This is a genomic window from Mesorhizobium sp. CA5, from assembly GCF_020165105.1.
In the GTDB taxonomy this organism is placed as follows: Bacteria; Pseudomonadota; Alphaproteobacteria; order Rhizobiales; family Rhizobiaceae; genus Mesorhizobium.
Genome location: NZ_JAIUHJ010000018.1, coordinates 86,849 through 98,877, shown reverse-complemented (window position 1 = coordinate 98,877; position 12,029 = coordinate 86,849). Strand labels below are relative to the sequence as shown.

The following is a 12,029-nucleotide window of genomic DNA, read 5'->3' as shown; positions in this document are numbered from 1 at the left end:
GGCAACGTCAGCGCAGATCCTGGTCGTCGACGAGGATGCGATGGATCTCGATGCGCTCGGGCAGTTCGATCAGAAATTCGGCGTCGCGGTCCAGATGGTGGACTTTGATCGGGTCGCCCTTGGTGAAAGCGGTCATCGCCTCGATATCGGGCCAGTAGGAGATGGTCGTGAACCAGGTCTCCTCTTCCCGGTCCTCGCGAAAGAGCTGGACGCCGAGCGCAACCCGCTGAAGCGGAGGAATGCCTTCTGCCTTCAAATAGGTTTCGTAGCTGTTCGCGACGTCGCGACGGGTGCGGCCGCGCCAGATGCGTGCGATGGTTGGTTTCGTCGCCATGTTCGTCTCCTTGGGTTCTGGATGTGGCGGAGAGCCGTGCTTACGGCAGCGTTCGCGAGAGGAAGTCGCGCACCAGCCGCAGGGCTTCCTCGAAATGTGTTTCCAACAGCCAATGGCCGGCCTCGTCGAGGATGTGCAGTTCTGCATCCGGGAGGTCGCGCCGATAGGCGAGCGCCGACTGCTCGGGCATGTAGCCGTCCTGCGGTCCCCAGACGATCAGCGTCGGCGGACGGTGCTCGCGCAGATAGGATTGGTATCGCGGGAACCATTCGATGTTCTGCTCGAGCTTTTCCATCAGCCGGATCGACACCGCCTTCCGGATCGGTGTGTTCATGAGCGGCCAATGCAGCTTCCACAGATCCGGAGGGACGCGGCTGGCGACGTCCTCGGAGACCTCGCCGATGAACTCCTCGCGGAATCCCTCCTCGCTCACCGCCTCCTCGAGTGGACGGTGTCTCTCGACCGATTTATCCGCCCACCAGGCTTTGATCGTCTCGTATTTCGGCCCGAGCACGTCCTCGTAGATGTCGCCGTTCTGGATGATCAGCGCCGCGATCCTGTCGGGATGCGCTATCGCGTGACGGAGGCCGATCTGAGAACCGTAATCGTGGAGCCAGAGCGCATAACGCTCCAAATGCAGCGCATCGGCAACGTCAGCGAGAACGCCGGCATAGGCGTTGAAATCATAGTCGAACTCGGCGGGGTCCGGTGTGTCGCTGTAGCCGAATCCAGGCCAGTCGAATGCTACTGTTCGCCAGCGGTCGGCCAAGCCCGGCATCAGGCGTCTGAACTGGTAAGACGAGCACGGGTAGCCATGCGGCAAAAGAAGGACGGGAGCATCGGGCGGTCCTGCTTCCCGCAGAAATATCGTGTGGCCGCCGATCTTTGATCGACGGTGATTTGTGTCGTGGATTTCCATGACTGCTCCGTCTCTTCGTTCAGTCCGTTAGAACTGGTAAAACGGGTTTAGCTGGTCCCTGTTCCGAGCTTTGCTCTCGGAACCATGAACAAGAAAGTGCTGTGTGACCGGTGGCGCCCGAGGTGAGGCGAGGGCGATTGCTGGGCTCCTCAGCCACTCTTTTATCGGACAAAGGCGAACACCGCGCTGGGCCTGGGTTCGCTGCCGCCGTTTCCGCCGACATCCGGCACGTGATATTCGCCGAGCAGGCAAAGCCGTGGTCTGGGCAGCCAGGCGCGGCCGGGATCGCCGACCAGCACATCGATGCCGGCGGCTAGGCAGCGGTCGAGGAACGGGATCATCCGTTGCCCGACATCCTGCGCGTAAAAGACGTCGCCGGCGAGAACCAGGTCGACCACCGGCGGGGGGCCGTCGGTGAGGTCCTCGTCGCGTGTCTGGATGGCGACGCCGTTGGCTTGCGCATTGAGGCGGAGCGCCACGATGCCGTTGCGGTCGATCTCCGCTGCGATCACTGCGCTCGCGCCGGCTTTTGCCGCAGCGATGCCGACCAGCCCCGAGCCGGCGCCGAGGTCGAGCACGCGTTTGCCGGCTACGATCGACGGACGGTCGAGGATATAGCGTGCCAGCACGGTGCCGCCGGCCCACGCATAGGCCCAGTAGGGCGGCTGTGGGTCAGGCCGGCTTCCGTCGCTCTCGTCTTCCGGTTCGAGCAGCCGCCGCAGTCCGCTGCCGGGATGCGCCTGGTAGAGTCGGACCTCCGGCACTGACGGTACCGGTGCCAGCCGCATGTTCGCCTTGATGAAATCCGCCGGATCGAGCCGCTTGCCTCGCTCCCATGCCTTGCCGGCGGAATAATCGCTCAAACCTGGTCCCGCAGCGCCCGCCGCAGGATCTTGCCGACCGGTGTCTTCGGCAACTCGGTGCGGAATTCGATGAATCTCGGCCGCTTGTAGCCGGTCAGGTTCTCGCGGCAATAGGCCATCAACGTCTCGACGGTGAGCGCCGGATCCTTCTTCACCACGAACAATTTAGGCACCTCGCCGGAATGCTCGTCCGGCACGCCGATGGCCGCCACTTCGAGCACGCCGGGGTGATGCGCCACCACCTCTTCCAGTTCGTTGGGATAAACGTTGAAGCCGGAGACCAGGATCATGTCCTTCTTGCGGTCGACGATCTTGGTGTAGCCGCGCTCGTCCATGAAGCCCATGTCGCCGGATTTGAAGAAGCCGTCCTTGGTCATTGCCTTGGCGGTCTCGTCGGGCCGGTTCCAGTAGCCGGCCATAACCTGGGGGCCGCGGATGCAGATCTCGCCCACTTCGCCGAGCGGCACGTTGTTGCCGTCGTCGTCCCGAATGGCGATCTCGGTCGAAGGCAGCGGCAGGCCGATCGTGCCGGTGAAATCGGCCGAGCTGAACTTGTTGGCGGTCGCCACCGGCGAGGTTTCGGAGAGCCCGTAGCCTTCGCTCACCGGACAGCCGGTCAGCGCCTTCCAGCGCTCCGCCACGCCCTTCTGCACCGCCATGCCGCCGCCCAGCGTCAGGATCAGCGGCTTGAAGTCCAGCTTGCGGAACTCCTCATTGTTGAGCAGCGCGTTGAACAGCGTGTTGAGGCCGGGGAAGATGTGCATCGGGTATTTCGCCAGTTCCTTGACGAAGCCCCGGATGTCGCGCGGGTTGGGGATCAGCACGTTCTGCGCGCCCTGCTGCATGCCCATCAGCGCGTTCACCGTCAGCGCGAAGATGTGATAGAGCGGCAGCGCGCAGATGAAGTTGAGATGCGCCGGCTTCGGCTTGACCGTATAGGCGTCCTCTACCCATAGCGAATTCTGCGCGACGTTCGAAAGCACGTTGCGATGCAGCAGCACCGCACCCTTCGAGACGCCGGTGGTGCCGCCCGTATATTGCAGGAAGGCGATGTCGTCGCCAGAGACCGTGGGGGGCTTGAAGGCGATGCTCGCTCCGGTCTTGAGCACGGCGTTGAATTTGACATGGCCAGGCAGCGACCATGCCGGAACCATCTTCTTAACCCGTCGCACCACGAGGTTTACGATGGCGCCCTTGAGTCCGCCCAGCATGTCGCCCATGGCGGCGACGATGACATGCTTCACCGGCGTCCTGGCGATCACCGCCTGCAGCGTGCCGGCGAAGTTCTCGAGGATGACGATCGCCTGCGCGCCGGAATCCTTCAGCTGGTGTTCCAGCTCGCGCGGCGTGTAGAGCGGGTTCACGTTCACCACCGTATAGCCGGCGCGCAGTATGCCCATCATCGCCACCGGATATTGCAGCACGTTCGGCATCATCAGCGCCACGCGCGCGCCCTTCTCCAGGCCTCTCGCCTGCAGATAGGCGCCGAACGCGGACGACAGCCGTTCGACCTCGGCATAGGTGATCGACTTGCCCATGCATACGAAAGCCGGCCGCCCGGCGAATTGCTTGCAGGCGCCAACGAGGAACTCGCCGATGGACTTGTAGGGCAGGGCGCCGATCTCGGCCGGCATGTTCTTGGGATAGCTTTTCAGCCATGGCTTTTCCGGCAGGCCGACGGTGAGCTCGGTGATCGCCTTCGGCAGGCTCTTCGAGGCAGGCTTCGCGTTGCCCGTCGCTGGCGCCATCTTCGCGGCGGGCACGGCGGCGGTCGACTTCGCGGTCGCTTTTCCGGCCTTTGCCGCTGCGGGCTTGGCAGCGGCCGGCTTTAGGGCTGACTTTGCAGTCGTCTTCGCCTTCGCTGTGGCTGCGGCCTTGGCGGTCTTGGGCGCATCGCTTGCGGCGGCGCCCTTGGCCTTTGCATTCCCCGGGGCTGTCGTCTTGGCTGCTTTTGCCACCTGTCTCTCCCTGTCGCCTTCAATCTCGGCGCCCGCTTCCAGGGAAGCGTCCTCCACGCCGTCGCGGATTTTCGGGAAATCCCGCCCATAGTCTATGTATTGCCTCTATCGGCGACGGTGCAAGCCTTGCCCCAGCGGCAGGGTGGGGAAAGATTTGCCGTCGAAATCTGATGATCCGGACACTTCCGCAGCATGTCCGGCGGCGGGCAGATCTCCGGCAGTCGGGGCCTGTCGGCTCGTTTTAACAGGTGGGCGATCAATAAAAAAATGCCGTCGTTAATAATGTTGTGAGCAGAAAAAACTACTCATTTTTTCTGCGGTTTGAGCAAACGCTAGATTCTTTTCCTGCTTCCCATGGGGTACGCAAACGAGGTGTTCCAAAGGCGAAGAAACGGTGCTTATATGCGCCCTTCGCGAGCCTGATAGAGGGGCTTGAGAGAACATCAGGGAGTGGTCAATGAAAAAGACAATGACTTTTGCAGCCGCGTTGCTGGCTGCAAGCGTCCTCAGCGGCATGGCCAGTGCTAAGACGCTCGTTTATTGCTCGGAAGCGTCGCCGGCCAATTTCGATCCGGGTACGACGACCGGCGGCAACGACTTCGATGCGTCTTCGCGCACCGTCTATTCCCGCCTGGTCGAATTCAAGCATGGTGGCACCGAGATCGAGCCCGGCCTGGCAGACAAGTGGGAAATCTCTGACGATGGCCTGGTCTATACTTTCCATCTGCATCCGGGCGTGAAGTTCCAGACCACCGACTATTTCAAGCCGACGCGCGACCTCAACGCCGATGACGTCGTCTTCTCCTTCGATCGCCAGTTCAACAAGCAGAACCCGTGGAACGGCGACAAGTATCTGCCGAACCTCACCTGGGACTATTACACCGGCATGGACATGCCGAAATACGTCGCCAAGTGGGAGAAGGTCGATGACCTCACCGTCAAACTGACGCTGACCGAGCCGAACGCGCCGATGCTGGCCAATCTCGGCATGGATTTCGCCTCGATCGTGTCGAAGGAATATGCCGACCAGCTCCAGAAGGACGGCAAGATGGCCGACTTCTCGACCAAGCCGGTCGGCACCGGCCCGTTCCAGTTCGTCGACTACCAGCTGGATTCGGTCATCCGCTATGCTGCCAATCCCGACTACTTCAAGGGCAAGGAAAAAATCGACGATCTCGTCTTCGCCATCACGCCTGACGCGACCGCCCGCATCCAGAAGGTGCTCGCCGGCGAATGCGACGTCGCGCCCTATCCGAACCCGGCCGACATCGCCACCATCAAGACCAACAAGGACGTGACGCTGATGGATCAGGCCGGCCTGAACATCGGCTATATGAGCTACAACACCACGATCCCGCCGCTCGACAAGCCGGAAGTGCGCCATGCGCTCAACCAGGCAATCGACCGGGAGGCCCTGATAAAGTCGCTGTTCCAGGATGCCGGCGCGACGCCCGCCGAGAACCTCATCCCGCCGACCATGTGGTCGTGGAACAAGGACGTGAAGACCGATACCTACAATCCGGAAGCGGCCAAGAAGGTTCTCGCCGATGCCGGCTTGAAGGAAATCCAGCTCTGGGCTGCCGATCGCGTTCGTCCCTACAACCCGAACTTCCAGCGCGCGGCTGAGCTGATCCAGGCCGACTGGGCCAAGGTCGGCGTCAAGGCGAACATCGTCAACTACGAGTGGACGAAGTATCGCGAGGAAGGCAAGAAGAAGGACCGTCCCGGCGCCTTCCAGATCGGCTGGACCGGCGACAATGGCGATCCGGACAATTTCTTCGCCACTCTCTTCGCCTGCTCCGCCATCGGCGTCTCGAACTACTCCAGCTGGTGCGACAAGGATTTCGAGGACCTGATCCAGAAGGCCAAAAAGACCAGCGACCAGGCCGAGCGCACCAAGCTCTATGAGCAGGCGCAGGTGATCTTCGCCAAGCAAGCGCCCGCTTTCCTGCTCGCTCACAGCCAGGTTTACGCGGTCGTTCGCAATAATGTCACCGGCTTCAAGATGGACCCGCTCGGCATTCACCGTTTCGACGGCGTTGACAAGTCCGAGTAATATTGCGAACGGGGCGGCGCAACTTCCAGCGCCGCCCCGTTCCATTTGATGATGCTCCGATATCTTCTCAACAAAATCGCCCTCCTGATTCCGACCCTGGTCGGCATCACCATCTGTGCCTTCGCCTTTGTCCGGCTGCTGCCGGGCGATCCGATCCTCGCCATGGCCGGCGAGCATGGCGTCGCCCCCGCCCGCTACGAAGAGCTCAAGCAACAGTTCGGCTACAATCTGCCGATCTGGGAGCAGTATGCACGCTATGTCGGTGAGGTCGCCACCGGCGATTTCGGCGTTTCCATCTCGTCCAAGCGCCCGGTCCTCGAGGAGTTCAAGACGCTCTTCCCGGCGACGCTGGAACTGTCCTTCTTCGCCATGGTCTTCGCCATGGTGATCGGCATTCCCGCCGGCATTTTTGCCGCCGTCAAGCGCGGCTCATGGTTCGACCAGTCGCTGATGGGCACGGCCCTTGTCGGTTACTCTATGCCGATCTTCTGGTGGGGCCTGCTGCTCATCATCTTCTTCTCGGGCTATCTCGGCTGGACGCCGGTCTCGGGCCGCATCGGCCTGCAGTTCTTTTTCAAGCCGATCACCGGCTTCATGACCGTCGACAGCCTCCTCTATGGCAAGTGGGATGCATTCCGCTCCGCGCTTAGCCATCTCGTCCTGCCGGCGATCGTGCTCGGCACCATTCCGCTGGCAGTGATCGCGCGCCAGACGCGCTCGGCCATGCTCGAGGTGCTGGGCGAGGACTATGTCCGCACCGCGCGCGCCAAGGGCCTTTCGGCAGCGCGCGTCATCGGCGTGCATGCGCTTCGCAACGCGCTTATCCCGGTCGTCACCACCATCGGCCTGCAGGTCGGCACGCTGCTTGCGGGCGCCATCCTCACCGAGACCATCTTCGCCTGGCCAGGCATCGGCAAGTGGATGGTCGATTCCATCTTCAAGCGCGACTATGTCGTCGTGCAGTCGGGTCTGCTTTTGATCGCGCTCATCGTCATGGCGGTGAACCTCATCGTCGATGTGCTCTATGCCGTCATCAACCCACGCATCAGGGCGGCATAAATGACCCAGACCGAAATCGCCCCGATGGCCGCCGGCAGCCCGGATCGGCTCACAGGCCTCAAGACCTTCTGGCACTATTTCTCGGTGAACCGCGGCGCCGTGATCGGCCTGTTCGTCTTCATCCTTTTGGTGCTCGCCGCGCTTTTCGCGCCGCTGCTCGCGCCTTATGCACCCGACGTCCAGGACAAGACCGCGTTTCTCAGGCCACCGGCCTGGCAGGCCGGTGGCAGCACGCAATATCTGCTCGGCACCGATCCGGTCGGCCGCGACATCCTCTCGCGCCTGCTCTACGGCGCGCGCTTCTCGCTGCTGATCGGCGCGGTGGTGGTCACGCTGGCGCTCACCGGCGGCATCACGCTCGGCCTGCTGGCGGGCTATTTCCGCGGCTGGGTCGACGTTGCGATCATGCGCGTCATGGACCTGATCCTGGCCTTTCCGTCGCTGCTCCTGGCGCTGGTGCTTGTCACCATCCTCGGCCCGGGCCTGTTCAACGCCATGCTGGCGATCGCATTGGTCCTGCAGCCGCATTTCGCCCGCCTGGTGCGTGCCGCCGTGATGGCCGAGAAGAGCCGCGAATATGTCGTGGCGGCGAAGGTCGCTGGCGCCGGCCATCTGCGGCTGATGCTCGCGACCATCCTGCCCAACTGCCTGGCGCCGCTCATCGTGCAGGGCACGCTGTCCTTCTCCAACGCCATCCTGGAAGCCGCCGCGCTCGGCTTCCTTGGCCTCGGCGCCCAGCCGCCGACGCCGGAGTGGGGCACCATGCTTGCCACAGCGCGCGAATTCATCCTGCGCGCCTGGTGGGTGGTGACCTTCCCGGGTCTCGCCATCCTCATCACCGTGCTTGCCATCAACCTTGTCGGCGACGGCCTGCGCGATGCCCTCGATCCCAAGCTCAGGAGGTCGTGATGGCGCTGCTCGACATCCAGAACCTCGTCGTCGAATTCCAGACCGCGTCCGGTCCGTTCCGCGCCGTCGACGGCGTCTCGCTCCATGTCGACGAGCGCGAGGTGCTCGCCATCGTCGGCGAATCCGGCTCCGGCAAGTCGGTGTCGATGCTGGCCGTGATGGGCCTGCTTCCATGGACGGCGACCGTCACCGCCGACCGCATGGCTTTCAACGGCCGCGATCTGTTGAAGATTGACCCGGCCGACCGCCGTAAGATCATCGGCAAGGACATTGCCATGATCTTCCAGGAGCCGGTCGCCAGCCTCAATCCCTGCTTCACCGTCGGCTTCCAGATCGAGGAAGTGCTGCGTTTCCATATGGGCATGGACAAGGCCGAGCGCCGGGCGCGCGCCATCGAGCTTTTCAAGCAGGTCGGCATTCCGGAACCGGAGGAGCGGCTGAATTCCTTCCCGCACCAGATGTCGGGCGGCCAGTGCCAGCGCGTCATGATCGCCATGGCGATCGCCTGCAATCCGAAGCTGTTGATCGCCGACGAGCCGACCACCGCGCTCGACGTCACCATCCAGAAGCAGATCCTCGACCTGCTGGTCTCGCTGCAGGCCAAATACGGCATGGGCCTGATCATGATCACCCACAATATGGGCGTGGTTGCCGAAACCGCCGACCGCGTCATCGTCCAGTACAAGGGCCGCAAGATGGAAGAGGCCGACGTGCTGTCGCTCTTTGAATCGCCGAAGAGCAACTATACGCGCGCGCTGCTCTCGGCGCTGCCGGAGAACGCCGTCGGCGACCGGCTGCCGACCGTCTCCGACATGCTGTTCGAGCCCGCACCTTCAGGAGCCGGCGCATGACCAAGGTCGTCGAAGGCAAGGACATCAAGCGCGACTACAATGTCGGCGGCGGCTTGTTCCGCGGCGCGCGCACCGTCCATGCGGTGAAGGGCGTGTCCTTCAGCGTCGAGAAGGGCAAGACGCTTGCCGTCGTCGGCGAGAGCGGCTGCGGCAAGTCCACGCTCGCCCGCATCATCACGCTGATCGATCCGGCCACCTCAGGCGAGCTCTTCATCGACGGCAACAAGGTCGATATCGCCAGGGACGGGCTCACCAAGGAAATGCGCCGCAAGGTGCAGATCGTGTTCCAGAATCCTTATGGCTCGCTCAATCCCCGCCAGAAGATCGGCGATGTGCTGGGCGAGCCGTTGCTCATCAACACCGACAAGCCTGCCGAAGAGCGGCGCGACCTGTCGATGAAGATGCTGAAGAAGGTCGGTCTCGGACCCGAGCACTACAACCGCTATCCGCATATGTTCTCGGGCGGCCAGCGCCAGCGCATCGCCATTGCCCGGGCGCTGATGCTGAACCCGAGCCTGCTGGTTCTGGACGAGCCGGTCTCGGCGCTCGACCTCTCCGTGCAGGCGCAGGTGCTCAACCTGCTTGCCGACCTGCAGGACGAATTCCAGCTGACCTATGTCTTCATCAGCCACGACCTCTCGGTGGTCCGCTATATCGCCGACGACGTGATGGTCATGTATTTCGGCGAAGCCGTCGAATACGGCCCGCGCGACGAGGTCTTCTCCGACCCCAAGCACGCCTACACCAAGACGCTCTTCGCCGCGACGCCGCGCGCCGACATCGCCAGCATCAAGGCGCGGCTGGCGAAGAAGGCGGCGTAGGCCTCCTGCTTCGTCATTCTAGGGCGGAGCGCCGCGAAGCGGCGCGAAGACCCTAGAATCCATGCCGGTACCTCAGCCGAAGAATGCAGCGGAGTAGAATTTCTGCACCGTGAGCGGCGCTCTCACGTCACGGCATGGATCCTCGGGTCTGCGCGCGTCGCTTCGCTCCTTGCTTCGCCCGTGGATGACGACGCGGAGGTGGTCGGGATCACCGCAACTTCGCAATAATCGCCCGCAGCGCTTCCCCAAAACGGTGCACCTCTTCCACCGTGTTGTAATGCACCAGCGAGGCACGAATGGCGCCGCTGTCCATCGACAGATTCAGCCGCTTCATCAGCCGCGGCGCATACATGTGGCCGTCGCGTATGCCGATCTGCATGGCCGCCATCTCCTCGACGATCCGCTGCGGCGACAGCTTGCCGATGTTGAAGCAGAAGGTCGGCACGCGCTCATGGATGCGCGCCTCGTCAGCGACGCCGTAGATCGTGGCATTGCAATCCCTCAGCACCTTCAGCATTGCGCGCGCCAGCATCAGCTCATAGTCGCGGATGGCGTTCATGCCGGCGACGATGTTGTCGCGGCGCGAGCGGTTGTTTTCGGGAAGGAAGTTGCGGCCGATCGATTCCAGATAGCGCACCGCCGCGTCCATGCCGGAGACGTTCTCATAGATGAAGGTGCCGGCCTCGACCTTGTAGGGCGGCTCGTCGGGAATGAAGTCCTCGCGGAAGGTCGGCAGCCGCTTCAGCGTGTCGAAGCGACCCCATAGGAAGCCCATATGCGGCGAGAAATTCTTGTAGCCGGAGCAGACGAGATAGTCGCACTGCCAGGCTTGCACGTCGATCAGCCCATGCGGGCCGTAATGCACGCAATCCAGGAACACTTCGGCGCCGGCCGCATGCGCGATCCTGGCCACCGCGGCGACGTCGACGATCGAGCCGATCGAGTGCGCCGTCACCGTGCAGGCGACGAGGCGCGTGCGCTCCGACACCAGCGGCTTGAGGTCGTCGACATGCAGATTGCCGTCCTCGCGCATGCGCCACCATTTGAACTTGGCACCGGCGGATTCCAGCGCCAGCCAGGTGGCAATGTTGGCATCGTGATCCATGTCGGTAACGACGATCTCGTCGCGCCCCCCAGGATCTTTCGCGAGCATCTGGCCGATGCCGAGGCTGACCAGGCGGATGAACGAGGTGGCGTTCATGCCGAAGCAGATTTCGGACGGGCTATAGGCATTGATCAACAGCGCCACACTCTCGCGTGCGTCGGCGACCGACTGATCGACGGTGACGCTGCGGCCATAGCGGCCGCCGCGCTGCACATTGTGTGAAACCAGATGATTGGTCACGGCATCCAGCACGCTTTGCGGGATCTGCGCGCCGGCGGCATTGTCGAGGAAGATGAAGTCGCCCGCCTGTTGAAGCGCCGGAAACATGGCGCGGATCTTCTCGACCGGGAACGCGGCGGCGTTGGTATTGTCGGACTGGTGCTTGTTCACGGGCAGGCTCCTGCGGGGGACTTGGACGATCGGTGGACGGGGTTCAGCGCATCTTCTCGGTCTGGAAGCGGCGCTCGAGCAGGCTGACGAGGCGCACCATCGGCCAGAGGAAGATGAGGTAGACAAGCGCCGCGCCGATCAGCGGCGAGGGATTGGCGTAGAGCGACTGCGCATTGGTCGCTTCCTTGAGCAGCTCCGGCAGCGCCACGGTCGAGGCGAGCGAGGTGTCCTTAAACATCGAGACGCAGTTGCTGGTCATCGGCGGGATGACCACGCGGATCGCCTGCGGCAGCACGACCTTGCGCAGGGTCAGCATGAACGGCAGGCCAAGCGCCTGCGCCGCCTCGAACTGGCCGCGCGGAATGCTTTCGATGCCGGAGCGAAATACCTCGGCCGAGTAAGCCGACATGATGATGGCGAAAGCCGTCACGGCGGACGCCCAGGACGACAGGCGTATGCCGAGGAAGGGCAGCGCGTAGTAGATCAGGATCAAAACCACCAGCACCGGCAAAGCGCGAAAGATGTCGGTGTAGCCGACTGCGAGCAGCCGCAGCGGCTTCGGCGCATAGAGCCGCACGAGGCTGATCGCCAGCCCCGCCGCGATGCCGATGACGATGCTCATCACCCCAAGCAGAAGCGTGTTGAGGAAGCCGCGCAGCAGCGCCGGCAGGCTGGCTGCAATAACGCCGGGATTGAAGAAGGTGTCGATCAGCGACATGGGAGCGTTCCCGAACCGTTTTGCGCCCAGAGCAATTCCACGAAAA

The 12,029-nt window shown here is 63.0% G+C and carries 11 protein-coding genes; 5 read left to right on the top strand and 6 right to left on the bottom strand.

The features are described from left to right. Positions 1–7 precede the first annotated feature (7 nt). The 4 genes from LB529_RS22070 to LB529_RS22055 all read right to left on the bottom strand — a co-directional run bounded on the left by LB529_RS22070 (position 8) and on the right by LB529_RS22055 (position 4,074). Positions 8–334, bottom strand: a complete 327-nt coding sequence (locus tag LB529_RS22070; RefSeq protein WP_224602708.1) for a hypothetical protein — start codon at positions 332–334, stop codon at positions 8–10. A gap of 40 nt (positions 335–374) precedes the next feature. After that, on the bottom strand, positions 375–1,253 hold the full coding sequence (locus LB529_RS22065; RefSeq protein WP_224712339.1) for an alpha/beta fold hydrolase: 879 nt from the start codon (positions 1,251–1,253) through the stop codon (positions 375–377). A gap of 161 nt (positions 1,254–1,414) precedes the next feature. Then, positions 1,415–2,041: a class I SAM-dependent methyltransferase gene (locus tag LB529_RS22060; RefSeq protein ID WP_224603395.1), complete on the bottom strand. Its 627-nt coding sequence runs from the start codon at positions 2,039–2,041 to the stop codon at positions 1,415–1,417. A 71-nt stretch (positions 2,042–2,112) separates the two neighbouring features. Next, complete coding sequence (locus LB529_RS22055) at positions 2,113–4,074, bottom strand: long-chain fatty acid--CoA ligase (RefSeq protein WP_224712338.1); 1,962 nt, start codon at positions 4,072–4,074, stop codon at positions 2,113–2,115. A 457-nt stretch (positions 4,075–4,531) separates the two neighbouring features. On the opposite strand from LB529_RS22055, the gene LB529_RS22050 reads away from it, so the two are divergent. From LB529_RS22050 to LB529_RS22030, 5 genes are read left to right on the top strand one after another with little or no spacing between them, the layout of a single operon-like run. After that, complete coding sequence (locus LB529_RS22050) at positions 4,532–6,130, top strand: ABC transporter substrate-binding protein (protein ID WP_095766043.1); 1,599 nt, start codon at positions 4,532–4,534, stop codon at positions 6,128–6,130. A 51-nt stretch (positions 6,131–6,181) separates the two neighbouring features. Next, a complete protein-coding gene (locus LB529_RS22045) occupies positions 6,182–7,189 on the top strand; it encodes an ABC transporter permease subunit (RefSeq protein WP_095766207.1) in 1,008 nt (335 codons plus the stop codon). Then, positions 7,190–8,098 carry an ABC transporter permease subunit gene (locus LB529_RS22040; protein WP_140843856.1) on the top strand — a complete coding sequence of 303 codons (909 nt, stop codon included), beginning with the start codon at positions 7,190–7,192 and terminating at the stop codon, positions 8,096–8,098. Further along, on the top strand, positions 8,098–8,949 hold the full coding sequence (locus tag LB529_RS22035) for an ABC transporter ATP-binding protein (RefSeq protein WP_095766041.1): 852 nt from the start codon (positions 8,098–8,100) through the stop codon (positions 8,947–8,949). The genes LB529_RS22040 and LB529_RS22035 overlap by 1 nt, the downstream gene beginning before the upstream one ends. Next, positions 8,946–9,770, top strand: coding sequence for a dipeptide ABC transporter ATP-binding protein (locus tag LB529_RS22030; RefSeq protein WP_224712337.1), 825 nt, complete (start codon positions 8,946–8,948; stop codon positions 9,768–9,770). Before LB529_RS22035 ends, LB529_RS22030 begins: the two co-directional genes overlap by 4 nt. Positions 9,771–9,978: 208 nt before the next feature. On the opposite strand, the gene LB529_RS22025 is transcribed toward LB529_RS22030, so the two are convergent. Further along, positions 9,979–11,265 (bottom strand): cysteine desulfurase-like protein, encoded by a 1,287-nt coding sequence (locus tag LB529_RS22025; protein WP_224712336.1) that lies wholly within the window; start codon positions 11,263–11,265, stop codon positions 9,979–9,981. Between the two features lie 43 nt (positions 11,266–11,308). Then, the gene (locus LB529_RS22020) at positions 11,309–11,983 is read right to left on the bottom strand and encodes an amino acid ABC transporter permease (RefSeq protein WP_224712335.1); all 675 of its coding nucleotides are present in this window, start codon (positions 11,981–11,983) and stop codon (positions 11,309–11,311) included. Between the last annotated feature and the right edge of the window lie 46 nt (positions 11,984–12,029).

Excerpts from the sequence above, each read along its gene's own strand:
- LB529_RS22020 (WP_224712335.1), bottom strand. The coding sequence starts at position 11,983 with ATGTCGCTGATCGACACCTTCTTCAATCCCGGCGTTATTGCAGCCAGC.
- LB529_RS22030 (WP_224712337.1), top strand. The coding sequence starts at position 8,946 with ATGACCAAGGTCGTCGAAGGCAAGGACATCAAGCGCGACTACAATGTC.
- LB529_RS22065 (WP_224712339.1), bottom strand. The coding sequence starts at position 1,253 with ATGGAAATCCACGACACAAATCACCGTCGATCAAAGATCGGCGGCCAC.
- LB529_RS22050 (WP_095766043.1), top strand. The coding sequence starts at position 4,532 with ATGAAAAAGACAATGACTTTTGCAGCCGCGTTGCTGGCTGCAAGCGTC.
- LB529_RS22040 (WP_140843856.1), top strand. The coding sequence starts at position 7,190 with ATGACCCAGACCGAAATCGCCCCGATGGCCGCCGGCAGCCCGGATCGG.
- LB529_RS22060 (WP_224603395.1), bottom strand. The coding sequence starts at position 2,041 with ATGCGGCTGGCACCGGTACCGTCAGTGCCGGAGGTCCGACTCTACCAG.
- LB529_RS22045 (WP_095766207.1), top strand. The coding sequence starts at position 6,182 with ATGCTCCGATATCTTCTCAACAAAATCGCCCTCCTGATTCCGACCCTG.
- LB529_RS22035 (WP_095766041.1), top strand. The coding sequence starts at position 8,098 with ATGGCGCTGCTCGACATCCAGAACCTCGTCGTCGAATTCCAGACCGCG.
- LB529_RS22070 (WP_224602708.1), bottom strand. The coding sequence starts at position 334 with ATGGCGACGAAACCAACCATCGCACGCATCTGGCGCGGCCGCACCCGT.